This is a genomic window from Lutibacter sp. Hel_I_33_5 (assembly GCF_007827455.1).
In the GTDB taxonomy this organism is placed as follows: domain Bacteria; phylum Bacteroidota; class Bacteroidia; order Flavobacteriales; family Flavobacteriaceae; genus Polaribacter.
Genome location: NZ_VISM01000001.1, coordinates 2,269,291 through 2,294,936 on the forward strand (window position 1 = coordinate 2,269,291; position 25,646 = coordinate 2,294,936).

Consider the following 25,646-nt stretch of genomic DNA (forward strand, 5'->3'; position numbering starts at 1 on the left):
AAATCCCTTAGTTTTGTACCGTTTTTCTGTGGTTGTTAAATATAACAAAACAAAATCATTTAAAAAGTAACAATATTTGTGCCAAACTTTTAATTTATGAGTAAGAAGTTAACAAAAAGAGCTGAAGATTATTCCAAATGGTATAATGAATTAGTTGTAAAAGCTGATTTAGCAGAGAATTCTGCGGTAAGAGGATGTATGGTTATTAAGCCTTACGGATTTGCTATTTGGGAAAATATGCAAAAAGAGTTGGATAGGATGTTTAAAGAAACTGGGCATCAGAATGCTTATTTTCCACTTTTTGTTCCAAAGAGTTTATTTGAAGCTGAAGAAAAAAATGCAGAAGGTTTTGCAAAAGAATGTGCTGTAGTTACACATTATAGATTGCAAAATGATCCTGATAATGAAGGAAAGTTGCGTGTAGACCCAGAAGCAAAATTGGAAGAAGAATTGGTAGTTAGACCAACATCTGAAGCAATTATTTGGAATACTTATAAAGGATGGATTCAATCATATAGAGATTTACCATTATTAATAAATCAATGGGCAAATGTTGTGCGTTGGGAAATGCGTACACGATTATTTTTACGTACAGCAGAATTTTTATGGCAAGAAGGTCATACAGCACATGCTACTAAAACTGAAGCATTAGCAGAAGCAAAACAAATGCAAGAAGTGTATGCAGAGTTTGCTGAAACTTTTATGGCGATGCCAGTAATAAAAGGATCAAAATCTGAGAGCGAACGATTTGCAGGAGCAGAAGAAACGTATACAATTGAAGCCTTAATGCAAGACGGAAAAGCGTTACAAGCTGGTACAAGTCATTTTTTAGGTCAGAACTTTGCGAAAGCGTTTGATGTAAAATATACCTCTAAAGAAGGAAAGCAAGAATATGTTTGGGCTACGTCTTGGGGAGTTTCAACACGTTTGATTGGTGGATTAATTATGACGCATTCTGATGATTTTGGATTGGTTTTACCGCCAAAATTAGCACCAATTCAGGTTGCTATTGTACCTATATACAAAGGAGAAGAACAATTAGCTGTTATTTCTGAAAAAGTAAATGTGATTGTAAAAGCATTACGCAAAAAAGGAATTTCTGTTAAGTTTGATGATAGAGATACATTTAGACCAGGAGCTAAATTTGCAGAATACGAGTTAAAAGGTGTTCCGGTAAGAATTGCGATGGGAAATAGAGATCTAGAAAATAACACAGTTGAGGTTGCGAGAAGAGATACCTTGGTAAAAGAAACTATTTCTCAAGATAATGTAGTTGATTTTGTTGCAGATTTATTAGATGAAATTCAAGATAACTTATTTAATCGAGCAAAAGAATATAGAACTGAACATACAACTGAGGTTTCAACCTTTGAAGAGTTTAAAGAAGCGATAAAAACTAAAGGAGGTTTTGTTTCTGCACATTGGGACGGAACTTCTGAGACAGAAGATAAGATTAAAGAGTTAACAAAAGCGACTATTAGATGTATACCAAATGATGCTGTAAACGAGGAAGGTAGCTGTATTTTTTCAGGAAAATTATCTTCTAAAAAAGTATTATTTGCAAAGGCGTATTAAAATTTTAAAAAAAGTATTGCAGAGTTTTAAAAACGTTGTATATTTGCATCCGCAATCGGAAGATTATTTATTTAAGATTGCAACTGGTCCGTTCGTCTAGGGGTTAGGACGCCAGGTTTTCATCCTGGTAACACGGGTTCGATTCCCGTACGGACTACAAGTTTTTAAACTAAAATATAAATTATGGCAAATCATAAGTCAGCATTAAAGAGAATTAGAAGTAACGACGCTAAAAGAATTCGTAACAAGTATCAACACAAGACTACGCGTAATGCTGTTAGAGACTTGCGTACTTCAACTGATAAGAAAGAAGCAGAAGGATTACTTACTAAAGTTGTTTCTATGTTAGACAAGTTAGCTAAGAACAATGTTATTCATAAGAATAAAGCTGCAAACTTAAAGTCTAAATTATCAAAACAAGTAGCTGCTTTATAAATAGCTGTTATTAAAAAATTATTAAACGCTCCAACATTGTTGGAGCGTTTTTGTTTTATATAAGTTGTTTATTATAAATTACCAATCATAATTTTTGTGTGCATCTAGTCGTATAAAAATAAAAAGAAGTAAGGTAAAGCCCCATAAAGATGAGCCTCCGTAGCTGAAAAAGGGTAGGGGAATTCCTACAGTAGGTAATAATCCTATTACCATTCCAATATTTACTACTACATGAAAAAATAGAATAGAGGCTACTCCGTAGCCATAAATTCTTCCAAATTTATTGTTGTGAGTATCTGCTAAGTAAATTATTCTATACATTAAAAACATAAAAAGAATAATAACAGTCGTGCTTCCTAAAAATCCCCATTCTTCTCCTAGCGTACTAAAAATATAATCTGTATGTTGTTCTGGCACAAATTTACCTTGAGTTCTATCGCCTTGTAAAAAACCTTTTCCAGAAAATCCACCAGAACTTATTGTTAATTCGGATTGATAAGAATTATATCCAACATCTTTAGTATCTTTTTTTAATCCTAATAAAACTTCAAATCTATTTCTGTGATGTTGTTTAAAAACATTGTTATAGGTAAATCCTACGCCAAAAATAAAAAGTCCAACAATAAGATAAATCCCTAATACTTTGTGCCAATTAAAACGAATGAATCTTTTTCCGCCTTTATAGATTGCATAGATTACAGATAGAGTCATTAAAATCAAAAGTGAGATAAAAATCCCTTTAGCACCAAAATAAATGGTAAGGAAGAAAAGTATAATAAACGCTACGCCAAATAAGAAATAATTTAAAGTTAAACCTTCTCTATTTAATACAAAAAAGAATGCAAGATAAATTAAAGCAGAACCAGCATCGGGTTGTAATAGAATTAAAAAAGCTGGAAGTAAAACGATAAAAAAAGCTTTTACTTGGTTTTTAATAAGGTTTAAATTATACTTTCTGTCACTCATTAATTTTGCGACTGCTAGTGCGGTAAAAGCTTTAGCAAATTCGGAAGGTTGTAAGCCCATTACTCCAAAATTATACCAAGAAGTTGCACCATTTATGTTTTTTCCAAATAAGAAAAGACCTATTAGAAGCAGTAATGAAGAAAGATATAATATACTTGCAAATCGTTCATAAAATTTTGAATTAAAAAAAAGTATAAATATGATTAATGGTATACTTAATAAAATCCAGATAAGCTGTTTGCCGTATTTTGTTGAGAAATCTAAAACTTCGAAATTTGTATCTGTAATTGAAGCTGCATGAATGTTTAACCATCCAAAAAAAACGAGTGCAAGATAAATAAAGACTAAAATCCAGTCTATTCCAAGAAAAATGTTATTTCTTTCCTGCCTCAAGATCTGTTGGTTTTATAAGTTGTTGATCATAAATGTCTTTTAAACTCAAATTTATCATGTTTGATTCACGATATTTATGCGCGTTTGAAATCTTACCGTTTAAATATTTTTCTATTAATAAACTAGTTACTGGTGCTCCAATTGTAGAGCCATATCCTCCATTTTCTACAAACACCGCCAAGGCAATTTTGGGATTCTCTTTTGGTGCAAATGCCACTAAAATAGAATGATCTTCTAGTTGAGTTTTTTCGCCATTAATTCTAATAAAATTTTCTACTGTTCCAGTTTTTCCACAGATCTCTATTCCTGGAACTTGACTCCATTTTCCTGTTCCAGTTTTAAAAACTTCATGCATCGCATCAATGATAGGGCTAAAATGTGTTGAATTTATTGTGGTCTTCTTTTTTGTCAAATAGACGCTATCTATACTAAGTTTACTGTTAATCTTTTTAACAATATGAGGCGTATAGAAAAAACCTCGATTGGCAATTGCTGCTGTTACATTTGCTAATTGTATAGGTGTTGTAATAATCTCTCCTTGCCCTATAGCGTTGGAAATGTTCGAATTAGCATTCCATCTATATTTTAATCGATCATTATAGTATTTTCCATCTGGAATTAATCCTTTTTTTCCTGCGGGTAAATCGTATCCTAAGTAATTTCCTAAACCAAAACTTTTAACGTGTTTACTCCAATTATTTAATCCTGATGTAGCGTTTTCTCCCTTCTCAACAATCTTTTTATAGGTATTAGAAAAATAACTATTACACGATTTCGAAATCGCTGTTTTTAATCGTATTGGACGTCCATAGATCCCACAGTGACATCCCATAAACTCATTTTTTCTACTTCCATATCTATAACCGCTATAGCAATAAAAAGGTGTTTGAGGGTTTATTACGCCTTCTTGTAAACCAATTAATGCATTGATCATTTTAAAGGGTGAACCTGGCGAGTAATATTCTTCTAAACCTCTGTCGTACATTGGTTTATTTATGGTGTCATTAAATAAAAGTACAGAATTTTTTGAGCGTTGTCTACCAACCATCATATTTGGATCATAACTTGGAGCAGTAACTAACGCTAGAATTTCTCCAGAAGAAGGTTCTAAAGCAACAATTCCACCTCTTTTTCCTTTCATTAATAATTCTGCATATTGCTGTAATTTACTGTCTATAGTTAATGTTAAATCCTGTCCGTTAACAGCCAGAGTATCATATTTTCCCTCTTTGTAAATTCCAGTAATTTTATTTAGGCGATTTCTTTTGAAATGTTTTTTTCCTTTAATTCCTCTTAAAAATTTTTCATATTGTCTTTCTATTCCAGCTTTTCCTAATAGTTCTCCTGCTTGATAATAGTCACTTTTTTTAGCAATATTTTCACTCACTTCACTAATATAACCTACTACATTAGCAGCAGAATTGATTGGATAATTTCTTATGATTCTTTTTTGGATAAAGAACCCTTTAAACTTATGAAGTTTTTCTTGTAAGTAAGCAAAGTCGTTTTTGTCTAACTGTTTTAAGAAAGGAGAAGCTAACCAAGGAGCATACTTATGAGCTCTATTAAAGTTTTTAATAAACGCGTTTTTATCAATTTTTAAAAGCGAACAAAATTCTACTGTGTCAAGTGGTTCAACTTCTTTTGGCACAACCATAACATCATAAGAAACTTGATTGGCAACTAATAATATTCCGTTTCTGTCATAAATATAACCACGTTCTGGTAAATCATATTCAATCTTTACCGCAGCACTTTGCACTGGATTTTGATTATCTCCACGTAAGATTTGTAATTGAAATAACCTGCCAATAAAGATTATGCCAATTAAAGTGATTAAAAAATAAAGCAAAAAGCTTCTACTCATTTTTGTTTCCGACTAAAATATAAGTTCCTAAAAAGTATAAAATTAACGTAAAAATACTTGAAAAAAGTGTGTTAATTAAAACATTTGTTAGGTTGTAAATGCTAAAGTTAGCTAAAGAAAATAAGATAAGGTGATGAATAACCGTTAATATTACCACATAATTAAAAACTTTACCAAATGTTTCTTGATGTAGTTTGAAAAGATGAAAATCTACTGGGGTTTTCTGAAAAAGAACTCTAATAAAAAATAGTCTTATATAGGCGATAAATAAAAGAGAAAAGGCGTGTGTGCCTCCAGAATTACTGAAAAAATCTACCGAAAGTCCAACTAAAAAAGATAAAATTAAAAAAGGGAATCTATTTTCTTTTAAGGGATAAATAAACACAAAAGCTATGTAAATGTAAGGGTTGATATAACCTAAAAACAACACATTATTTAATACTAATACTTGAAGTAAAATTAAAAATAGCACTATAAAAAGGAGGCGAATATTTTTATTCATTTAGACTTTTTAAATCAAGTTTTTCTAGGTTTTTTATCACATATAGAGGACCAATATTTGCCATGTCATTAAATAATTTGACATCTAAACTATTGGTGGTTGTATTTATTTTATCAACAGTACCAATCAAAATTCCTTCTGGAAAAATAGCAGATTTTCCACCAGTAATAATTGTATCACCTCGTTTTACAATAATTTGTCTTGGAATATCATTTAATTGAACAATATTGTAATCGTTTCCATTCCATTCTAAAGTTCCGAAATAAGTGTTGTTTTTTAGGCGAGCATTAATCTTGCTATTTATGTTAATTATAGATTGTACACGTGAATAATTATTGTTGCTCAAATCTGTGATGCCGATAATTCCTTTACTATTTACAACAGCCATTTCAAAAGAAATTCCATCTTTTTCACCTTTGTTTATAGTGATGTAATTAGAGTTTTTATGATATTCGTTCTTTATAGTTTTAGCTGCAGTGTAAATATACTTTTGGTTGTATTTAGTGCTATCGACTACAGAAATATAAATTGTTGTATCCAAAAGCGATTTTAAGTTTTCTAAATCGTTTTTTAGTTGCAGATTTTCTAAAACTAACTCTTTATTTCTATCGTTTAGATTTAGGTATTCAGTTAAATTAGAGGTTTTTTCATAAAGATTGCCTGTGATAAAATTTGTGGAACTTACAAATTTACTCTTATGAAAAGTATGGTTGTTTACGATTAAAAAAAAAGCAATGCCTTCTAACAATAAGAAAAACAGAAAAAATTTATATTTCTGTATAAAAAAGACTAATTGCTGCATTGGTTAGAGTTTCGGAAAGAAATTATTTCATTAAAACACTTTTATATTTCTCTAGTTCTTTTAACGCGATACCAGTTCCTCTTACCACAGCTCTTAATGGATCTTCTGCAACATAAACCGGTAAGTCTGTTTTTCTAGATAAACGTTTGTCTAAACCACGTAGCATAGAACCTCCGCCTGCTAAATAAATTCCAGTATTATAAATGTCTGCAGCTAATTCTGGTGGAGTCTTAGATAAAGTTTCCATTACAGCATCTTCAATTCTTAAGATTGATTTGTCTAATGCTTTTGCAATTTCTCTATGTGAAACTTGAACTTGTTTTGGTTTACCACTAAGTAAATCTCTACCCTGAACCATCATGTCTTCTGGCGGAGTATCTAAATCTTCTGTAGCTGCACCTATTTGAATTTTAATTTTTTCTGCTGTAGTTTCTCCAACATATAAGTTGTGTTGTGTACGCATATAATACATAATATCACTTGTAAATAAATCACCTGCAACTTTTACAGACTGATCACAAACAATACCAGCCAAAGCAATAACTGCAATTTCTGTAGTTCCACCACCTATATCAATAATCATGTTTCCTTTAGGTTCCATAATATCAATACCAACACCAATCGCAGCAGCCATTGGTTCATATATTAAATAAATTTCTTTTGCATTCATATGACGAGCAGAATCGATAACTGCACGTTTTTCTACTTCTGTAATTCCAGAAGGAATACAAATAACCATACGTAAAGAAGGTGGGAATAATTTCTTTTTTATTGCAGGAATCATTTTTACAAATTCCTTAATCATCTCTTCAGATGCTTGAAAATCTGCAATTACTCCATCTTTTAATGGACGAATAGTTTTTATATTTTCATGCGTTTTTCCTTGCATTAAATTTGCTTCCTTACCAGTAGCAATAATTTTACCAGTAATTCTATTTCTTGCAACAATAGAAGGACTATCAATAACAACTTTTCCGTTATGAATAATTAAGGTATTTGCTGTTCCTAAATCAATAGCAATATCCTCCGTCATGAAATCAAAAAAACCCATATAATGTTTTTATTTTGGTGTAGATGTAACCTTACAAATTTAATAAAAATTTGTGTGCTAATTACATTGTGATTTTTTAATGCTTAAAATGTCTTGTTCCTGTCATTACCATCGATAAATTATGTTCATTACAATAATCGATACTTAATTGATCTTTTATAGATCCGCCAGGTTGAATGACACTTTTTATACCCGCTTTATCTGCTATTTCTACACAATCTGGAAAAGGGAAAAAAGCATCACTTGCCATAACTGATCCGTTTAAATCGAAACCGAAATTTTTTGCTTTTTCTATAGCTTGATTTAATGCATCAACTCTACTTGTTTGTCCAGTCCCACTCGCAAATAACTGTTTGTTCTTTGTTAAAACAATAGTGTTAGATTTTGTGTGTTTACAAATTTTAGAAGCGAATAATAAATCATCTAACTCGTTTTCACTTGGTTTATTGTTAGTTGCATATGATAAATCAGCTAAAGTATCCGTTTTATGGTCTCTTTCTTGAACTAAAGTTCCATTTAAACAGGTTCTGACTGTTGTGTTAGAGAAATCGGCTTCTTTTTGAATTAATAAAATTCTATTCTTTTTTCCTTTTAAAATTGTTAATGCTTCATCTGTAAATGAAGGAGCAATTACAACTTCGCAAAATAACTTATGGATTTCTTCAGCAGTAGTTTTGTCAATTGCAGTGTTGCAAATTAATACACCGCCAAAAGCAGAAACAGGATCGCCAGCTAAAGCATCTACATACGCTTGATGTACAGTTTCTCTTTGTGCAAAACCACATGCGTTGTTATGTTTTAAAATAGCAAATGTTGGTGCTTCTCCTTTAAATTCGTTAATTAAATTTACAGCAGCATCAACATCTAATAAGTTGTTATAGCTTAATTCTTTACCGTGTAGTTTGTCAAACATAGCGTCAAAATCACCAAAGAAAAATCCTTTTTGATGTGGGTTTTCTCCGTATCGTAACACTTTACCAGAAGTTTCTGATATTTTTAAAACAGCGTCTTCATGTTGATTAAAATAATTGAAGATTGCCGTGTCGTAGTGTGATGAAATGTTAAATGATTTAGCGGCAAACTTTTTTCTATTTTCAATAGTTGTAATTCCGTTGCTTTCATTTATGATATTTAAAAATTCATCATATTGTTCCATAGAAGAAACAGTAATAACGTCTTTAAAGTTTTTTGCAGCAGCTCTTATTAATGAGATTCCACCAATATCAATTTTTTCAATAATATCTTGCTCAGCAGCACCAGAAGCAACCGTTTTTTCGAACGGATATAAATCTACAATCACTACATCTATTTGTGGAATTTCAAAACTAGCCATTTCTGCGATATCGTCATCATGATCTTGTCTATTTAAGATTCCACCAAAAACTTTAGGGTGTAATGTTTTAACTCTTCCACCTAAAATAGAAGGGTAAGAAGTTACATCTTCTACCGGAACAACATTAATTCCTAAATCTTTAATGAATTTTTCTGTTCCTCCAGTAGAGTAGATAGTAACATTTAAGTCATTTAACTTCTTTACTATAGGTTCTAATCCGTTTTTATGAAATACGGAAATTAGTGCAGATTTAATCGTTTTTTGAGTGCTCATAGTTGTGTTGTTATAAGCAAGCAAATCTACTAAAACCTAACGCGTTCTACAATAAAAAGATAATAACAAAAATCTAAAATAATTAACAATTATTCTGTTAAAACACGAGATTTAAAATGGTTTACTAGCTCATTATAATCTCTGTGCCTTTTTAAGGCGCTTAGTTTTTTTCTAAAAAGAAATTTACCAAGGACTGTTTGGGAAAAAGTGTCTTGTTTTTTCATACTAAGGGGGTTTTAAGTTATTCTGCGTTTTCTAAAAAATTACGAAACCAAAAGACAAATTTGTCTAAAAGTTTAGTTTTTTTCATTGAAAAATTAGAATGTGGGCTACCAGTGGGGACTGAAGTTCTGTATTCTTGTCGTCTCATTATAAGGGGGGTTAATGATTAATAGAATGGGTTAATAATAATATTTTACTTAACAAACATAGAAAAATAAAATAAAAAAAACAATTTTATTCTAAAATTTCCGATACTCTCTTACATACAAACTCCAACAATTCTTCATCTTTTGATGTAAATGTGTTTTTTGTATGAGAATCTATATCAATTTGTCCAATGTTTTCTTCATCAACAAAAATGGGAATAACAATTTCTGATTTAACCTTCCAGCCACAAGAAATATAATTGTCTTGTTCTGTAACATCTTGTACAACAAAGTTTTCATTACTTACAGCAACTTGACCGCAAATTCCTTTTCCAAAAGGTATAATGGTATGATCTGTAGGTTCACCAGAAAATTGAGCTAATTTCAACTCTTCTTTATCACCATTTTTAAAATAGAAACCGACCCAATCATAATAAGAAATTTCATTTTTTAAGTAGTCACATATCGCTTGTAATTTAATTTCAGTACTACTTGTTGTGTTAATAATTTCCTTAATTTGAGTTTTTAAAATATCTATCTCCATTTTTGTATATTTGTTATGCAAAATAAACCAAAATCTTTGTGAAAAAATACAGAAACATCGTTCTTTTTCTAATTAAGTTTTTTGCGACCTACTTTATATTATTCGCTATTTATTCGTTTTACTTACATCAAACTCAAGAAAAAGATGAGGTTTTTGTTTGTGCTCCAATAACAACAAAAGTAGCAGAACAAGCAACAAATACATTGCAGGCTTTTGGTCATAATGCTAATTTTGTGCAGCATGAAGATGAATTGTCTGTTAAAGTTTTAATAGATGATGTTTATCTTGCTAGAGTAATTGAAGGGTGTAATTCTATTAGTATTATTGTACTTTTTATTGCATTTATTTTTGCGTTTTCCGGTAAAGTGATACCTACAATTTTATATGCGATTATTGGTAGTCTAATTATTTATAGTATAAATATATTTAGAATCTCATTTTTGGTTTATATGCTGAAAATGTTTCCAGAAAAACAAACCATTCTGCATGATTTAGTTTTTCCTGCAATAATTTATGGAACCACATTTTTACTATGGGTAATTTGGGTAAATAAGTTTTCTAAAAAGAAGAATGATGCATAAAACTACTAGAATCATATTAATTATTTTGTTGTTTTTGATGCTGATATTTGTTAGATCAATTTCATCAGATGTTTTTTATGATCCATTAATTCGGTATTTTCATAATGATTACTTGTATAAGATGATGCCAGAAATGAATGAATGGAAATTAGTTGTAAATATACTTTATAGATATACGATTAATACACTTATTTCTTTAGGGATTATATGGCTGATTTTTCAGAAAAAGGATCATCTAAAGTTTGCTGGATTTTTTCACATGACCGCTTTTATGATTCTAATTGTTGTCTTTGTTTTCTTACTAAGAGACAAGTTTCAAGAGGGTTATTTATTACCTTTTTATATAAGACGATTTTTAATTCATCCATTGTTTTTATTGATTTTATTACCAGCGTTTTACTATCAAAAACTTCGAAGCAAATAATTTAACAAACTTTTAAATTTACAAGTCGTAAATTTGTTTTCAGAATGAAGCAGTTTTCTTTAAAAATATCATCTACATTATTAGCTCTTTTAGTGCTGTTTTCAACCTTTTCATTTGCGGTTGACAAGCATTTTTGTGGCGATTTTTTGGTTGATGTTTCTTATTTTGGTGATGCTAAGGGCTGTGGAATGGAGTTAAATAAAAATCCATCAAGGAAAAAGAAAAGTTGTTGTAAAGATGAAATTCTAAAAGTTGAAGGACAAGACGAATTACAACAGTTTTCAGATATTGAGTTAGATCTTAAAACAAAAGAATTTGCAATCACTTTTCTTATTTCGTTTCAAGATTTGTTTATTCAAATCGAATCAGAAAAATTAATTAAAAAAGATTTTTCTCCTCCCGATATACCCAAAGATTTTCAAGTCGCTTTCCAGGCATTTTTAATTTGATTTTATAATAGCACAATTGTTTTCATCTTTTTTTAAGATGAAGTTGTCTATTTATTAAAATCAAAAACATAAAATGAAAAAATATATTCTCAATGTCCTTTTATTAATTCCGTTATTTTCTTTTTCACAAGAAACGTTTAAAGGAATGATAATGGATAGAAACAATCCGAAAAATAATAAAGGTGTTGCCGATGTTAATGTACACTGGTTAAATACAAATGTTGGTGTAATTACCAATAAAAAAGGATGGTTTACAATACCTTATAAATCATCTTATAAAAAATTAGTCATAAGTTATATCGGTTATAAAACAGATACGTTAACAATAAAAAACTTAAATCTGATTCATCATTTTTTAACAGAAGAATCCGATTTAGAGGAAATAAAAATAACTAGTAAAAAAGCTGCAACTCAAAAATCATTTTTATCTACAGCAAATGTATTTACGGTAAATTCTGATGAATTGTTAAAAGCCGCGTGTTGTAATTTGGCAGAGAGTTTTGAAACAAACCCATCGATTGATGTTAGTTTTTCTGATGCATTAACAGGTACAAGGCAAATTCAAATGTTAGGACTTACAAGTCCGTATTTGTTAATTTCTGAAGAAAATATACCTTCAGTGAGAGGAGCTTCGCAAGCTTTTGGATTAACTTTTACACCTGGAACTTGGGTAGAAAGTATTCAGATTACAAAAGGAGCAGGGTCAGTTGTTAACGGATACGAAAGTATTTCTGGACAGATTAATGCAGAATTGGTAAAACCTTTTACAGATAAAAAGTTCTTTTTAAATGCCTATAGTTCTTTAAACGGACGATTAGAGTTAAACACACATTTCAATCAAAAAGTTTCAGATAAATGGCAAACAGGTTTGTATGTTCATGGAAATCTTAGAAAACAAAAATTTGATAAAAACAACGATGGTTTTTTAGATGCCCCATTAGCAAACCAAATAAATATAATGAATCGTTGGCAGTATACCGATGCTCAAAAAGGATGGGTTAGTTTTCTTAGTTTTAGATATGTAAATGATGAAAAACAAACTGGGCAAACGTCCTTTAATCCAGATATTGATAAAAACTCATCAACCATTTGGGGTAGTGAAATTAAAACGAAACGTTTTAATACCGCAGCAAAAGTTGGATATGTTTTTCCAGAGTTGCCATTTCAAAGTTTCGGATTACAAGTAGCTTATAGTAATCATGATCAAGATTCTTATTTTGGGTTAAGAAATTATGATATCAATCATCAAAGTGTATATGCAAATTTGCTTTTTAATTCAATCATTGGAGATACTAGAAGTAAGTTTAAAACAGGAATTTCTTATACAAATGATCTCTATGATGAACTTGTAAATGCTATAAATTTTGATAGAAGCGAAAACTCTTTTGGCGCATTTTTTGAATATGCTTACGACAATTTAGAAGATTTTAGTTTTACTGCAGGCTTACGAATTGACAAGCATAATTTATTAGGTACATTTTTAACTCCACGTTTGCATTTACGATATGTTCCTTGGGAAAAAGGTGTGATTAGAGCTTCGGCAGGAAGAGGAAAAAGGAGTGCAAATATCTTTGCCGAAAATCAGCAATTATTTGCAAGTTCTAGACAAATAAAAATTGATGCGAATGGTGGAAATATCTATGGATTAAATCCTGAAATTGCTTGGAATTATGGAGTTTCATATTTGCAGAAGTTTAATTTATTTGATAAAAAAGGTGATATTACTTTTGATTTTTATCGAACAGATTTTCAAAATCAAATAGTGGTTGATTGGGAAAATCCACAAGAAATAGCCTTCTATGATTTATCAGGAGAAAGTATCGCGAATAGTTTTCAAGTAGAAGTAAATTATACACTAGCAAAAAATTTAAACCTTAGAACTGCGTATAAATACTTTGATGTTTCAACAGATTATAAATCAGGTCATTTTCAAAAAGCGATTCAACCAAAAAATAGATTTTTTGCAAATCTATCATATGAAACTGAGATACAAGAAAATGATAATCAATGGAAATTTGATACAACATTTAATTTAATTGGAGAGCAGCGTTTACCAAATACGTCTACAAATCCTGTTCAATATCAATTAGAAAAATATTCTAAAGAATATAGTTTGCTGAATTTGCAAATCACAAAAGTCTTTTCGAAGAAATTTGAAATATATTTTGGAGGAGAGAATATCACAAACTTTAAACTTAAAAATCCTATTTTAGCAAGTGATGCTGCTTTTGGCTCAAACTTTGATACCACAATTGTATACGGCCCAATTTTTGGAGCTGCATATTATACAGGATTACGTTATAAAATCGATTAAAAATGAAAAAAATAATAGTATTATTTAGTTTACTAATGATTGGGTTTTCAGTTCAATCTCAAGAAGTAAAAAAGAAGAAAAACGCTAAAATAAGTATAGAAGTTGATGGTATTTGCGGGATGTGCAAAAAGCGAATAGAGAAAGCAGCTTTAAATACAAAAGGTGTAAAATTTGCAATTTGGAACGTAAAAACACATCAATTAAATATGATTATTGATGAGCGTAAAACGACCGTAAATAAAATTCAGAAGAATATTGCAGAAGTTGGTCATGACTCTAAAGGCTATGTGGCAACGGAAGAGTCTTATAATGCGGTGCATCCATGTTGTAAATATAGAGATGAAGAAATTGTGTTAGATCATGAAGGAGGAATGAAAAAGCAGAAAAAGAAGAATTAAAAGATGCTTAAAAAGTTACCTTTATATTTAGTTGTTATTCTTTCATTTTTTTACTGTAAAGAGAAAGAAAATATATCAGCAAAATTTATTGTTGAAAAATCAATTGAAAAACATGGAGGTTTGAAAAATTGGAATTCTTTAAAGGAATTAAGTTTTGATAAAAAAGTGATTCTTTATAATGAAAAAGGTATAATAGAGTCAGATGTTTCACAACATCAAAAATTTATTTTTTATCCAAAATTATCAGGAAAACTATCATGGAAAAATAAACAGGATAGTATGTTTATAGCTTATGAAAATAATGTAATTAGAAAATACATTAATGATTCTTTAGTTACAGATTCAAAAGAATTAATGAAGGCTAGAAATAGTTTTTTTGCATCTCAATATGTAATTCGTCAACCTTTCGATTTATTAAATGAAAATGTTAAGCTGGATTATACTGGAATTGTAAAGTTAGAAGATAATAAGAATGCATATGAAATAAAGGTTGCTTACAAAGGTGATTCTAAATTGTCTGATGTTTGGTTTTATTATTTTGATGTAGAAGATTTTAAAATTATCGCCAATAAAGTAATTAGGCAAGACCATACAAGTTTAGTAGAAAACATAACATTTAATTCGAGTTACTATTTTACTTTTAATGAAAAAAGAAAAAGTTATCGACTTGATAGTAAGGGAGAGAAAACATTTCTAAGGGCAGAGTATTATTATTCAAATTATAAAACATCATATAAGTAAAAATCCGATAGAATTTCTATCGGATTTTTTACTTATTGTTTGCGCAAGAGTGAGAAAATTACTCGCACACGTTGTGTGCTACATCATTCCTGGCATTCCACCACCCATTGGAGGCATTCCACCGCCAGCAGGAGCATCTTCTTTAATATCTACTAATGCACATTCTGTGGTTAAGATCATTCCAGCAACAGAAGCTGCATTTTCTAAAGCAACTCTAGTTACTTTCTTAGGGTCAATAATTCCAGCTTTTAGCATATCTACATAGGCTTCAGATTTTGCATCATAACCAAAGTCTTTTTTACCTTCTAATACTTTGTTGATTACAACAGAACCTTCACCGCCGGCATTCTCAACAATCGTTCTTAAAGGAGATTCAATAGCTTTGTTTACAATTTGAACTCCAGTAGTTTCATCTAAGTTTTCAGTTGTAATTTTCTCTAAAACTTTTTTAGCTCTTACTAAAGCAACTCCACCACCGGCAACAATTCCTTCTTCAACGGCAGCACGAGTAGCGTGTAAAGCATCATCAACTCTGTCTTTCTTTTCTTTCATTTCTACTTCAGAAGCAGCACCAACATATAAAACTGCAACACCACCAGCTAATTTAGCTAAACGCTCTTGTAGTTTCTCTCTATCGTAATCTGAAGTTGTAGTTTCTATTTGTGCTTTAATTTGATTCACTCTAGCTTTTATATTACTAGCTTTTCCTGAACCATTTACTATGGTTGTATTGTCTTTATCAATTGTAATACCTTCAGCATTACCTAATAAATCTAAAGTTGCGTTTTCTAGAGAAAAACCTCTTTCTTCAGAAATTACCGTTGCACCTGTTAAGATTGCAATGTCTTCTAGCATAGCTTTTCTTCTGTCACCAAAACCAGGAGCTTTTACGGCAGCAATTTTTAAACCACCACGTAATTTATTTACTACTAAAGTTGCTAATGCTTGTCCATCTACATCTTCAGCAATAATTAATAATGGTCTTCCTGATTGAGAAACTGGTTCTAAAATTGGAAGTATCTCTTGTAAGTTAGAAATCTTTTTGTCAAATAATAAAACATAAGGATTTTCTAAATCAGCAATCATTTTATCTGCATCTGTTACAAAATAAGGAGATAAATAACCTCTATCAAATTGCATTCCTTCTACAACATCAACATACGTTTCCATACCTTTAGCTTCTTCAACAGTAATAACACCTTCTTTACCAACTTTGGTGAAGGCAGTAGCAATTAAATCGCCAATAGTATTATCGTTATTTGCAGAAATTGCAGCAACTTGTTTTATTTTTTCTGATGAGTTACCAACTTGTTTAGATTGTTTATCTAAATCTGCAACTATTGCTGTTACAGCTTTGTCAATACCACGTTTTAAATCCATAGGATTTGCACCAGCGGCAACATTTTTTAAACCTTCTTTAACGATAGCTTGTGCTAAAACTGTAGCAGTTGTAGTTCCGTCACCAGCTAAATCATTGGTTTTAGAAGCAACTTCCTTTACCATTTGAGCTCCCATGTTTTCAAGCTCATTTTCTAGTTCTATTTCTTTTGCTACAGAAACACCATCTTTAGTTACTGTTGGTGCGCCAAAAGATTTAGAAATTATTACATTTCTTCCTTTTGGTCCTAACGTTACTTTTACAGCATTTGCCAATGCATCAACTCCGCGTTTTAATCCGTCACGAGCTTCAATATCAAATTTTATATCTTTTGCCATTTTCTTAAGTTTTTATCAATTAAACAATTGCTAAAATGTCGCTTTCGCGCATCATTAAATAATCTTTTCCTTCTAGTTTTAATTCAGTTCCACCATACTTGCTGTATAAAACTGTATCGCCAACTTTTACTGTTAAAGGTTCGTCTTTTTTGCCATTACCGGTAGCAACAACAGTTCCTTTTTGTGGTTTTTCTTTTGCATTATCTGGAATAATAATTCCTGATGCTGTAGTAGTTTCAGCTGCAGCTGGTTCTACAAGAACTCTGTCTGCTAAAGGTTTAATGTTTAATCCCATTTAATTGTAATTTTATTTTGTTAGTAAATTAATTTTAACATGATTACTTTAAGTCAGTAATTGTGCCATTGATTAAAAACTGTCAAATTTTCAATCAAGGTAATTATTGTTTCAATTTATTGAATAAAAAAATGCCAACGTGTCATTTCGTTGGCATTTTTAATATCTTTTTTAGATTGTTAATTTACAGTATCTTTTGTTGTAGATGCTGGTAAATTAGTATCTGTAGTAGGTGCAGAAGTTTCAACACCTTCTAATGTTTTATCTAACTTAAAATTATCTCCAGCTCTTGGGATTGCGAAATTTGCTAATAAAATTAACGCAAACATTGCAATTGCTAATGTCCAAGTAGTTCTATCTAAAAAGTTATTTGTGTTTTGAACACCACCTAAAGATTGTGCTCCACCACCTCCAAATGAAGAAGATAATCCTCCACCTTTAGGGTTTTGAACCATAACAATTAATATTAGCGCTATCGCTAAGATTAAAATTAAAGCTAAAAATAAGTTATAACTCATGATTTGTTTTTTTGTAAAATTTGTATTCTTTTAATTTGGTCTGCAAAGAAACCACTTTTTTCTGGATATTTCAAACTTAAAATATCATATGCTTTTATCGCTTTTTTGTATTTTTTCTGCTCAAGATAAACTTTAGCAAGTGTTTGTGTCATTAAGGAAGAATCTGTTTTTACTTCATTAATATTTATAGAAATATCTTGGTTCTTTTCTGTTGGTTTTATTTTTGGATTATTTTTAATAAAACGATCAATTAAACTAGCCTTGTTTTGTTTCTCAGATTTCCTTTCTGTAACTCTTTTAATTGGTTTTTTTGCTGCTAATTGTAGCCATTCATTAAATGAATGTGTTTCGTTATTATTAAATGAAATAGGTTTCCCAATATCTAATTTTTCTACAGCTTTAGAAACTTCTGGAGTTTTTGGTTCTTCCTTTAGAATGATATTTTCTTTAGGCTTTTCAATTTTTGGAAGCGTGTTAAATGTTTTAGAACTGATAAAATCAAATAAAATAGTTCTGTCTGTTGTATGAGCTGCAGTTATTTTGAGTTCGTTGTTGTATTTAAAGCTATCTTGATTTTTTAATCCTTTTAAATACAAAGCTCTAACTGATTGAAAATAGGGATACTTTTCAGTAATATCTTTTAAAGTAGCTGTTTTTTCTTTGGATATTATTCCTGTACTTTTAAGCGTTTCTATGTATTCAGATTTTACCATTTTGCTACAGAAGCATTAAAGATATCTTGTGTAACACGTTCTATGATTTCTTCTAAAGCACCGTCTAAAACACCACCAATAAGTTGTTCTGTAGCTCCATAATCTGAATAAAAAGAAAAGCTTTTTTCAAAATCATCTTTTTCATTTAGTTTATTTACAAAACGAACATTAAATGTAATTTGCAATCTATTTTGTGCCGCAGTTTGTTGTGCAGTTGCACTCATAGGAGTAATTCTATATCCAGTGATTTCGCCAGACAGGTATAAATCGCCATTTCTTGGAACCAATGTTAAATTGGTCTGTCGTGTAAATAAATCTTGTAAATCTTGTGTGAATTTTTGACTAAGTTGAGGTTCAACTAAAGAAGCTTGATTCGGAAAAAAATCAATCTGTATTGTTTTTGCATCTCCTGTATTTCCTCCTGTGAAAGAATATGCGCCACAACCAACGATAACAATTGCTGTGAAAAATGTTATAAAAAGAAACTTGATTTTTTTCATATCGAACTCAAATGTACTCATTTTAACGTTGATTTATAAATCGTATTGTTTGATTTTTCTATAAAGTGTTCGCTCAGAAATACCAAGTTCTTTTGCTGCTAATTTACGTTTGTTATTGTTTTTCTCTAATGATTTTTTAATCATTTCGATTTCTTTGTCTTGAAGTGATAAACTTTCATCTTCTTCAATTGTCTCTATAAAATCGTAATTATTTTGAACATTATTTTGTGGAATCTGAACAACTTCAATGTTTGATTCTTGTTCAGTTTGTTCTTGATAAATCTTTTCTATTAGCTGATGATTCTGTGCTTGAACTTGTTCTGAATCTCCGTTTTTAATTAAATCTAAAGTCAGTTTTTTTAGATCATTAATATCATTTCGCATATCAAACAAAACTTTGTACATAATGTCTCGTTCATTAGCGAAATCAGAATTACTAGTTTTACCTCCAATTACAGCTGGTAAATTACCTTTCATATTTGGTAAATACTGAACTATTTTATCAGCAGTAACTAATCTATTTTCTTCAACAACAGAAATTTGTTCTGCTATATTTCTTAATTGACGAATGTTACCAGGAAAACTATAATTTAATAATAATTTTGTTGCATTTTCGTCCAAACGAATCGTTGGCATTCTATATTTTTGAGCAAAGTCTGATGCAAACTTTCTAAATAATAAATGAATGTCTTCATTACGTTCTCTTAAAGCTGGTAAGTTAATTTCAATAGTACTTAATCTGTAATATAAGTCTTCTCTAAATTTTTCTTTAGATATGGCTTCGTGCATTTTCATGTTGGTTGCAGCAACAATTCGAACATTTGTTTTTTGTACTTCTGATGATCCAACTTTAATATACTCGCCATTTTCTAAAACACGTAATAAACGTACTTGTGTTGTTAATGGTAATTCTCCAACTTCATCTAGAAATATCGTTCCACCGTCAGCAACTTCAAAATATCCTTTTCTGGTAGATGAAGCTCCAGTAAATGCTCCTTTTTCGTGTCCAAATAACTCACTATCTATAGTTCCTTCAGGAATTGCACCACAATTTACGGCAATATATTTTGCATGCTTTCTATGTGATAATTGATGAATAATCTTTGGGATACTTTCTTTTCCAACACCACTTTCTCCAGTAACTAAAACAGAAATATCTGTAGGTGCAACTCTAACGGCTTTTTCTAAAGCACGATTTAGTTGCACATCGTTACCAATGATGCCAAAACGTTGTTTTATAGCTTGTAAGTTTTCCATTTTTATTTTTCTAAATATTCAGAAAGTCCTTTTCCTTTTTCATCAATTAACCATTCCCATTTTAGGCTTAACTTTATTTTTTGATTGCTGGTTAAACTAATTTTTGCAATAGCTTTTCCAGCTTTTAATTCGTTTTCATTTGTTACACATTGATATAACATATTCAATTTGTCATTGTCTAGTGTCGCAATTATTTTACCATATTTTATAGTGCCACCAAAATAATCTGCCGTAACTAAATTCCCTTCTTGTTTGTATTTAAATACTGTTTCCGAATTAACTTTCCCAGTCTCAGAGTTTTCTAATAACTCAAATGTTTTATTATGAAAATTGAATTCTTGTTTCAAAATTAATTATTATCTGAATAACCAATAGCAGTTCCTTTTAAAGTCGCAGAAGTACAATCTTCAATTTTTACATTAACAAAATCACCTAATTTATAATCACCTTTTGCAAAAACTGCAACCATATTTTGTGTGTTTCTAGCTTTCCATTGGTTTGGATCTTTTTTAGAAGTTCCTTCAATTAAAAACTCTTCAGTTTTTCCTAAATGTTGCTGTGTTCTATATAAACCATGCTTTCTTTGTAAAGCAATTACTTCTGCTAAACGACGTTGTTTCGTTTCTTTTGGAACGTCATCTTCCATTTTTTTGGCTGCTAAAGTCCCGGGTCTTTCAGAATAAGCAAACATAAAACCGTAGTCGTATTTTACATATTCTAGCAATTCTAAAGTATCTTGATGATCTTCTTCTGTTTCTCCACAAAAACCAACAATCATATCTTGACTTAAAGCGATTTCGGGAATTATTCTAAAAATATTATCTACTAATTCTTTGTATTCTTCACGTGTATGTTGACGGTTCATAGCTTTTAACATTGCGTTACTTCCGCTTTGAACAGGGAGGTGTAAATATTTACAAATATTTTTGTGTTTAGCCATTACATGTATTACATCTAAACTCATGTCTTGTGGATTGGATGTAGAAAAACGAAAACGTGTTTTTGGAAACTCTTTAGCACATAGGTCTAATAATTCTGCAAATCCGACAGCAGTTGCTTGAGCAAGTTCAGAAGCTTTTTTGAAGTCTTTTTTCAATCCGCCACCATACCATAAATAAGAATCTACATTTTGACCTAATAAAGTAATTTCTTTGAAATTCTTATCTACCATAGATTGAATTTCCTCAATAATACTTTTTGGATCACGGCTTCTTTCTCGTCCTCTTGTAAAAGGAACAACACAGAAAGTACACATGTTATCACATCCACGTGTAATGGAAACAAATGCAGAAACTCCGTTAGAATTTAATCGAACTGGAGATACATCTCCGTAGGTTTCGTCTTTAGATAAAATTACGTTTACTGCATCTCTACCAGCATCAATTTCTTCTAAAAGGTTTGGTAAATCTCTATATGCATCTGGTCCAACAACTAAATCAACAATTTTTTCTTCCTCTAAAAATTTTTCTTTTAGACGTTCTGCCATGCAGCCTAAAACCCCAACTTTCATTTTTGGATTTACATGTTTTTTTACCCTATTGTATTTTTGTAAACGTTTTCTAACTGTAGTTTCAGCTTTTTCCCTTATAGAGCAAGTATTTACCAAAACTAAATCGGCATTTTCTAAATTCTGAGTTGTATTAAAACCTTGTTCAGAAAGGATAGAAGCAACAATCTCACTATCATTCATATTCATTTGACAGCCATAACTTTCAATGAATAATTTCTTACTATTTTCTTGCTTACTTTCAGTTACAAGAGCTTTTCCTTGTATTTTTTCATCAATAACTTTCTCTACCTGTTCCATGGATCACTTTTCAATTTTGATAGAAAGCAAAGATACAACCAAAATCTAAATTTTATGACAAATTGTCATATAAAATATTTTAAGTAAGTTATACTGTATTTTGAAGTGCCCATTTTAATAAATTGTTCTTTTCTGGGGTAAGTTCTAACTTTTTCGATATGTTATATCTATGATTTCTAATTGTTTTTTCTGTAACAAAAAGTTTGTCAGCAATTTCTTTACTTGTAAAACCTAATCCAATCATTTCAATAATTTTTATTTCCGTTTTAGATAAAAGATTGATGTATTTGTTTTTATTAGGTTCATTTAATTCAGTTTTTATTTTTTGAGATATATTTAAAATCAATTCTTCTTCCTGTTGTTTTCTTTTTTTGTAAAAGAAAACTAAAGTTATTAAAAAGACAAAAAATTCTGCAATAAGGGTTACACTAGAAATGTTTTGGGTAAAGAAATTTGTTGGTACTAATTCTAATACCCTTAAGAAATTTAATAATCCTCCAAAAATGTAAATAAACCACCCTAAGGCAAAAGTTAAAGCAATCTTATTTCTTTGCAAAGAAATTTTAACTCCAATAAAAATGATAGCAAAGAAATAAATGCTCATTACAATCATAGTTATGGTTGATAGCCAAAAAGTTGGTAAGAAAAACAATGCAAAATTTAATAACAAAAAAGAAATGGATAAAAATTGTAGAATTTTATACCCTTTTACATAATTTTCTTTTGTTTCTAGTAAATCTCTTGTAAAAAGTAAAATATAAAAGGCAGCAAAAAACATAGATATATAAAACAGGTAATAACTAACATGTATTGAATTAGAAAAAAAATAATATTGAGGAAAGCCTATTAAGAATAAATGTGTAAAAAGAGTAAAAATACCTGCACCAATATAATTGAGATAAACATTATTTTTCTGCTTAATGTAAATAGAAATTGCACCAATTATAAAAACTATTAAAGCTCCAAAAATAATTCCTGCATTTAAACTTATGTTAATGAAAGAGTTTTCAGTTTGCTTTTTTGATAGTAATGATACAGAGATATCTAATGATACTCTACTCTTAATTTTAGCATAAATAGTATTGCTGTAATTATTGTTTAACGGTATTAAAGGTAAAATATGTAATTGTGGTTTTTTAACACCAGGAATTAACATGCCAGTTTGTAACTCTTTAAAAATGTTGTTTTCTTTTATATAAACTGTTATACTATCTGTTAGAGGGTTTCCAATTTTTAAAAAATAATTTTCCAATTTTTTTTCAGGCAATTTTATTTTTAAAAATAAAGCCTCCGTCCACAATCCATAATTTACTTCTAAACTTTTACTATTCTGATAAGGTAACAGCGGATTATTATTTTCTACAATAGTATCTTTTGTAGTTTTCCATATGCTAAGTTCAATTTTTTTATCTGAGATAGGTTTGTTGCAGCTTGTAAAAAATAAAATAAAAACTAAGAGACATAATAATTGTGTAAAAATTTTTAGGGAAGAAAAAGTTACTTTAATCATTATAATAAATCAATATTAGATAGATATCTACATTTTTTTTAAAAATACGAAAATAGTTTTAAGTCGATATTTAAGGCATAAGCCTCATTTCACAGCACATAAAGTATAGTTAATTTTGATAGTATATAACTAAACAAGTATAAACTAATTTAAATAAAAGAATCAATTCTTTATAATAGTCGGTTTATATAATAACTAAAAATATAAAATCTTTATTATGAAAAAAGCACTAACTATTACAGTATTACTTTTAATTAACTCATTTTTTATTGTACATGCAAACTCAACGTTAAAAAAGAGTTTCTCTTATCAAAAACCAAATAAAAAGCAAAATCGAAATACTTTAAAATCTGGAGAAAATTTACATCAAAATGAGTTTTTACAATCTAAAAATGGTTTGTATAAATTAATATTACATCAAGATGGAAATCTTGTAGTTCATTATTTTACAGGAAAACATATTTGGTCTAGCAACTCTAAAAATAAAGGAGGTGTAAGGCTTTTAATGAGAGATGATGGTATTTTAACAATTTATAAAAAAAACAAATCGCATGCATGGTCATCTAGCAAAAAGAAAAATAAGGGCAAGCCATTTTTAATAATGCAAAATGATGGAAATGCTGTAGTATATATTAATAAAAACTCTAAAAAGAAAGCAGTATGGTCTTCAGGTTCTTTTAAAGGTAGAAAAAAATATTCTCCACAATGGATGCAGAACAGTTTAGATATTATAGGTGATAAAAAAATTAGTGAAATTACTATTGTAGGTTCTCATGATTCTGGGGCAAATACAAGAAATGGCGGAACCTCTTTGTCTAATGATTGTAATACTAACACACAGTCTAAAAATATTTTTGATCAATTAAGTTTTGGTGCTAGATATTTTGATATAAGACCTGTAATTAGTAATGGGAAATTTTATACAGGGCATTACGGAAAATTAAACTTTAATGTTGGGGAAGAAATCACAAGTATTCAAAATAAAGCATTTAATACAATAAAAAAAGGAATTGAGTTTTCTTTTGATTTGATACCTGGGGGTAAAGACTGGGTTAAAAAAGAATTAAAAAATAAATTTAAATTTAAAACACCATCAACAAATTCATGGCAAGGTGCTAATGGTCAAAAAATTACAGAAATAGTAAAGGATATAAATAGATTTACAGAAGTAAATAGTGAACTTATAATTCTAAATTTATCTCACTCAGGAAATACTGATGTTGGTAATGCTGATTACAGAAAGTTTAATAAAGGTGAATGGGATAATTTATTTAAGGAACTTTCCAATATAAAACATTTATACATTGCAAGTAATAAATTTAAAGACATAAACTCTTTGATAATCAATGATTTAATAAGAGGGAAATCAACCGTAATTATTATTATGGATAAAGAGAATATGATCCCAAAAAAGTATTTAAACAAAGGCTTTTTTAATAAAAGTTCATTTAAAGTAATAGATAAATATTCTAATTCAAATAACTTGAATAATATGTTTAAAGATCAGAGAGAAAAAATGAACAAAAACATAGATGGTTATTTTTTGCTCTCATGGACATTAACACAAGATAAAAATCAAATTGTTAAATGTTTATTGGATAATAAAATTAGAATACCATACATAGATGTTAAAGAAGTTTATAAAAAGGTTAAAAAATCTACAGAAGAATTAATTAAGGAATTTGGAGCGAATATTGCTAATCTTGCAGAAGGGAAAAAATGGAAAAAAATTAAAACAGGGACGAAAAAAATTAAAAAACACAAAGATATAACTCTGTTTAAAAGAAAAAGCATCATAGATTTAGCAAACGAAGCAAATAAAAATCTAAATAAAATTGAAAATTATATTACTCAAAATATTAAACCAAATATTATTTATGTAGATAATATAACGGATAATAAAGCCGCTAAACTAGCTAATAAAATAAACCAATCTGTTAAATACTATACTAAAAAAGGTAGCTCTTTAAGTTCAAATAAAGAATTGAAAAAAGGAGAATTTATAGTTTCTCCTGATGGATCCTTTAAATTAATTATGCAAGATGATGGTAATTTAGTTATTTATAATATGTTTAAAAAAGCTACTTGGAGCTCCAAAACAAGTAGAAAGTCTGGAGTTAAACTTAGAATGAGAGATGATGGTATTTTAACTGTTTATAAAAAAGATAATTCGCATGCATGGTCTTCAGGTAAGAAAAAAGATGCAAAACCTAAAGGAAAATATGTGCTTAAAATGCAAGATGATGGAAATGCAGTTGTTTATGATAAAAAAAATAAGGCTATATGGTCTAGTAAAACAAATCTAAAATTTTAA

At 29.6% G+C, this 25,646-nt stretch carries 25 protein-coding genes and 1 tRNA gene; 10 read left to right on the top strand and 16 right to left on the bottom strand.

Translation table 11 applies throughout. From position 1 onward, the window contains the following. Nucleotides 1-96: 96 nt before the first annotated feature. From proS to rpsT, 3 genes are all read left to right on the top strand, one after another. Nucleotides 97-1,575, top strand: coding sequence for a proline--tRNA ligase (proS, locus tag OD91_RS09990; protein WP_144896245.1), 1,479 nt, complete (start codon nucleotides 97-99; stop codon nucleotides 1,573-1,575). Nucleotides 1,576-1,660: 85 nt separating this feature from the next. Then, nucleotides 1,661-1,732 (top strand) — tRNA-Glu (locus OD91_RS09995). A gap of 26 nt (nucleotides 1,733-1,758) precedes the next feature. Next, nucleotides 1,759-2,010: a 30S ribosomal protein S20 gene (gene rpsT, locus OD91_RS10000; protein WP_144896246.1), complete on the top strand. Its 252-nt coding sequence runs from the start codon at nucleotides 1,759-1,761 to the stop codon at nucleotides 2,008-2,010. A 78-nt stretch (nucleotides 2,011-2,088) separates the two neighbouring features. On the opposite strand, the gene rodA is transcribed toward rpsT, so the two are convergent. The 7 genes from rodA to OD91_RS10035 form a co-directional block, all read right to left on the bottom strand. After that, a complete protein-coding gene (gene rodA, locus OD91_RS10005; RefSeq protein ID WP_144896247.1) occupies nucleotides 2,089-3,369 on the bottom strand; it encodes a rod shape-determining protein RodA in 1,281 nt (426 codons plus the stop codon). After that, the gene (gene mrdA / locus OD91_RS10010; protein WP_144896248.1) at nucleotides 3,350-5,236 is read right to left on the bottom strand and encodes a penicillin-binding protein 2; all 1,887 of its coding nucleotides are present in this window, start codon (nucleotides 5,234-5,236) and stop codon (nucleotides 3,350-3,352) included. Before mrdA ends, rodA begins: the two co-directional genes overlap by 20 nt. After that, nucleotides 5,229-5,738 carry a rod shape-determining protein MreD gene (gene mreD, locus OD91_RS10015; protein ID WP_144896249.1) on the bottom strand — a complete coding sequence of 170 codons (510 nt, stop codon included), beginning with the start codon at nucleotides 5,736-5,738 and terminating at the stop codon, nucleotides 5,229-5,231. The genes mrdA and mreD overlap by 8 nt, the downstream gene beginning before the upstream one ends. Further along, nucleotides 5,731-6,540, bottom strand: a complete 810-nt coding sequence (mreC, locus tag OD91_RS10020) for a rod shape-determining protein MreC (RefSeq protein ID WP_144896250.1) — start codon at nucleotides 6,538-6,540, stop codon at nucleotides 5,731-5,733. Before mreC ends, mreD begins: the two co-directional genes overlap by 8 nt. Nucleotides 6,541-6,562: 22 nt before the next feature. After that, a complete protein-coding gene (locus OD91_RS10025; RefSeq protein WP_144896251.1) occupies nucleotides 6,563-7,591 on the bottom strand; it encodes a rod shape-determining protein in 1,029 nt (342 codons plus the stop codon). 76 nt (nucleotides 7,592-7,667) lie between these two features. Then, nucleotides 7,668-9,197, bottom strand: coding sequence for a bifunctional phosphoribosylaminoimidazolecarboxamide formyltransferase/IMP cyclohydrolase (gene purH, locus OD91_RS10030; protein WP_144896252.1), 1,530 nt, complete (start codon nucleotides 9,195-9,197; stop codon nucleotides 7,668-7,670). 456 nt (nucleotides 9,198-9,653) lie between these two features. Next, a complete protein-coding gene (locus tag OD91_RS10035) occupies nucleotides 9,654-10,109 on the bottom strand; it encodes a GAF domain-containing protein (protein WP_144896253.1) in 456 nt (151 codons plus the stop codon). 38 nt (nucleotides 10,110-10,147) lie between these two features. On the opposite strand from OD91_RS10035, the gene xrtF reads away from it, so the two are divergent. The 6 genes from xrtF (at nucleotide 10,148) to OD91_RS10065 (ending at nucleotide 15,016) form a co-directional block, all read left to right on the top strand. Next, complete coding sequence (gene xrtF, locus OD91_RS10040; RefSeq protein ID WP_144896254.1) at nucleotides 10,148-10,690, top strand: exosortase family protein XrtF; 543 nt, start codon at nucleotides 10,148-10,150, stop codon at nucleotides 10,688-10,690. Further along, entirely contained in the window at nucleotides 10,683-11,114 is a 432-nt protein-coding gene (locus OD91_RS10045; protein WP_144896255.1) for an exosortase F system-associated protein, read from the top strand. Before xrtF ends, OD91_RS10045 begins: the two co-directional genes overlap by 8 nt. Nucleotides 11,115-11,158: 44 nt before the next feature. Then, nucleotides 11,159-11,563: a hypothetical protein gene (locus OD91_RS10050; protein WP_144896256.1), complete on the top strand. Its 405-nt coding sequence runs from the start codon at nucleotides 11,159-11,161 to the stop codon at nucleotides 11,561-11,563. Between the two features lie 73 nt (nucleotides 11,564-11,636). Continuing rightward, complete coding sequence (locus OD91_RS10055) at nucleotides 11,637-13,877, top strand: TonB-dependent receptor domain-containing protein (RefSeq protein WP_144896257.1); 2,241 nt, start codon at nucleotides 11,637-11,639, stop codon at nucleotides 13,875-13,877. A gap of 2 nt (nucleotides 13,878-13,879) precedes the next feature. Continuing rightward, nucleotides 13,880-14,275, top strand: a complete 396-nt coding sequence (locus tag OD91_RS10060; RefSeq protein WP_144896258.1) for a heavy-metal-associated domain-containing protein — start codon at nucleotides 13,880-13,882, stop codon at nucleotides 14,273-14,275. Nucleotides 14,276-14,278: 3 nt separating this feature from the next. After that, a complete protein-coding gene (locus tag OD91_RS10065) occupies nucleotides 14,279-15,016 on the top strand; it encodes a hypothetical protein (protein ID WP_144896259.1) in 738 nt (245 codons plus the stop codon). A 78-nt stretch (nucleotides 15,017-15,094) separates the two neighbouring features. On the opposite strand, the gene groL is transcribed toward OD91_RS10065, so the two are convergent. From groL to OD91_RS10110, 9 genes are all read right to left on the bottom strand, one after another. After that, complete coding sequence (gene groL, locus OD91_RS10070; RefSeq protein ID WP_144896260.1) at nucleotides 15,095-16,732, bottom strand: chaperonin GroEL; 1,638 nt, start codon at nucleotides 16,730-16,732, stop codon at nucleotides 15,095-15,097. Between the two features lie 19 nt (nucleotides 16,733-16,751). Next, nucleotides 16,752-17,027, bottom strand: coding sequence for a co-chaperone GroES (groES, locus tag OD91_RS10075; protein WP_144896261.1), 276 nt, complete (start codon nucleotides 17,025-17,027; stop codon nucleotides 16,752-16,754). A gap of 179 nt (nucleotides 17,028-17,206) precedes the next feature. Beyond that, nucleotides 17,207-17,545 (bottom strand): preprotein translocase subunit SecG, encoded by a 339-nt coding sequence (secG, locus tag OD91_RS10080; protein WP_144896262.1) that lies wholly within the window; start codon nucleotides 17,543-17,545, stop codon nucleotides 17,207-17,209. Then, on the bottom strand, nucleotides 17,542-18,258 hold the full coding sequence (locus OD91_RS10085; RefSeq protein ID WP_144896263.1) for a hypothetical protein: 717 nt from the start codon (nucleotides 18,256-18,258) through the stop codon (nucleotides 17,542-17,544). The genes secG and OD91_RS10085 overlap by 4 nt, the downstream gene beginning before the upstream one ends. Further along, complete coding sequence (gene lptE / locus OD91_RS10090) at nucleotides 18,252-18,758, bottom strand: LptE family protein (RefSeq protein ID WP_144896264.1); 507 nt, start codon at nucleotides 18,756-18,758, stop codon at nucleotides 18,252-18,254. The genes OD91_RS10085 and lptE overlap by 7 nt, the downstream gene beginning before the upstream one ends. Before the next feature lie 33 nt (nucleotides 18,759-18,791). Beyond that, the gene (locus OD91_RS10095) at nucleotides 18,792-20,015 is read right to left on the bottom strand and encodes a sigma 54-interacting transcriptional regulator (protein ID WP_144896265.1); all 1,224 of its coding nucleotides are present in this window, start codon (nucleotides 20,013-20,015) and stop codon (nucleotides 18,792-18,794) included. A 2-nt stretch (nucleotides 20,016-20,017) separates the two neighbouring features. Then, the gene (locus tag OD91_RS10100; protein ID WP_144896266.1) at nucleotides 20,018-20,362 is read right to left on the bottom strand and encodes a n-acetylglutamate synthase; all 345 of its coding nucleotides are present in this window, start codon (nucleotides 20,360-20,362) and stop codon (nucleotides 20,018-20,020) included. 2 nt (nucleotides 20,363-20,364) lie between these two features. After that, nucleotides 20,365-21,822, bottom strand: a complete 1,458-nt coding sequence (gene miaB, locus OD91_RS10105; RefSeq protein WP_144896267.1) for a tRNA (N6-isopentenyl adenosine(37)-C2)-methylthiotransferase MiaB — start codon at nucleotides 21,820-21,822, stop codon at nucleotides 20,365-20,367. A gap of 88 nt (nucleotides 21,823-21,910) precedes the next feature. Further along, nucleotides 21,911-23,332, bottom strand: a complete 1,422-nt coding sequence (locus OD91_RS10110) for a 7TM diverse intracellular signaling domain-containing protein (RefSeq protein WP_144896268.1) — start codon at nucleotides 23,330-23,332, stop codon at nucleotides 21,911-21,913. 217 nt (nucleotides 23,333-23,549) lie between these two features. Between OD91_RS10110 and OD91_RS10115 the strand changes: the two genes are divergently transcribed. Then, nucleotides 23,550-25,646, top strand: coding sequence for a hypothetical protein (locus OD91_RS10115; protein WP_144896269.1), 2,097 nt, complete (start codon nucleotides 23,550-23,552; stop codon nucleotides 25,644-25,646).

Coding starts and splice junctions, on each gene's coding strand:
- OD91_RS10085 (WP_144896263.1), bottom strand. CDS start 18,258: ATGGTAAAATCTGAATACATAGAAACGCTTAAAAGTACAGGAATAATA.
- OD91_RS10095 (WP_144896265.1), bottom strand. CDS start 20,015: ATGGAAAACTTACAAGCTATAAAACAACGTTTTGGCATCATTGGTAAC.
- rpsT (WP_144896246.1), top strand. CDS start 1,759: ATGGCAAATCATAAGTCAGCATTAAAGAGAATTAGAAGTAACGACGCT.
- OD91_RS10065 (WP_144896259.1), top strand. CDS start 14,279: ATGCTTAAAAAGTTACCTTTATATTTAGTTGTTATTCTTTCATTTTTT.
- OD91_RS10045 (WP_144896255.1), top strand. CDS start 10,683: ATGCATAAAACTACTAGAATCATATTAATTATTTTGTTGTTTTTGATG.
- groL (WP_144896260.1), bottom strand. CDS start 16,732: ATGGCAAAAGATATAAAATTTGATATTGAAGCTCGTGACGGATTAAAA.
- miaB (WP_144896267.1), bottom strand. CDS start 21,822: ATGGAACAGGTAGAGAAAGTTATTGATGAAAAAATACAAGGAAAAGCT.
- mrdA (WP_144896248.1), bottom strand. CDS start 5,236: ATGAGTAGAAGCTTTTTGCTTTATTTTTTAATCACTTTAATTGGCATA.
- OD91_RS10025 (WP_144896251.1), bottom strand. CDS start 7,591: ATGGGTTTTTTTGATTTCATGACGGAGGATATTGCTATTGATTTAGGA.
- OD91_RS10060 (WP_144896258.1), top strand. CDS start 13,880: ATGAAAAAAATAATAGTATTATTTAGTTTACTAATGATTGGGTTTTCA.
- OD91_RS10050 (WP_144896256.1), top strand. CDS start 11,159: ATGAAGCAGTTTTCTTTAAAAATATCATCTACATTATTAGCTCTTTTA.
- lptE (WP_144896264.1), bottom strand. CDS start 18,758: ATGAAAAAAATCAAGTTTCTTTTTATAACATTTTTCACAGCAATTGTT.
- mreD (WP_144896249.1), bottom strand. CDS start 5,738: ATGAATAAAAATATTCGCCTCCTTTTTATAGTGCTATTTTTAATTTTA.
- proS (WP_144896245.1), top strand. CDS start 97: ATGAGTAAGAAGTTAACAAAAAGAGCTGAAGATTATTCCAAATGGTAT.
- OD91_RS10110 (WP_144896268.1), bottom strand. CDS start 23,332: ATGATTAAAGTAACTTTTTCTTCCCTAAAAATTTTTACACAATTATTA.
- OD91_RS10115 (WP_144896269.1), top strand. CDS start 23,550: ATGAAAAAAGCACTAACTATTACAGTATTACTTTTAATTAACTCATTT.
- mreC (WP_144896250.1), bottom strand. CDS start 6,540: ATGCAGCAATTAGTCTTTTTTATACAGAAATATAAATTTTTTCTGTTT.
- purH (WP_144896252.1), bottom strand. CDS start 9,197: ATGAGCACTCAAAAAACGATTAAATCTGCACTAATTTCCGTATTTCAT.
- groES (WP_144896261.1), bottom strand. CDS start 17,027: ATGGGATTAAACATTAAACCTTTAGCAGACAGAGTTCTTGTAGAACCA.
- secG (WP_144896262.1), bottom strand. CDS start 17,545: ATGAGTTATAACTTATTTTTAGCTTTAATTTTAATCTTAGCGATAGCG.
- OD91_RS10035 (WP_144896253.1), bottom strand. CDS start 10,109: ATGGAGATAGATATTTTAAAAACTCAAATTAAGGAAATTATTAACACA.
- OD91_RS10055 (WP_144896257.1), top strand. CDS start 11,637: ATGAAAAAATATATTCTCAATGTCCTTTTATTAATTCCGTTATTTTCT.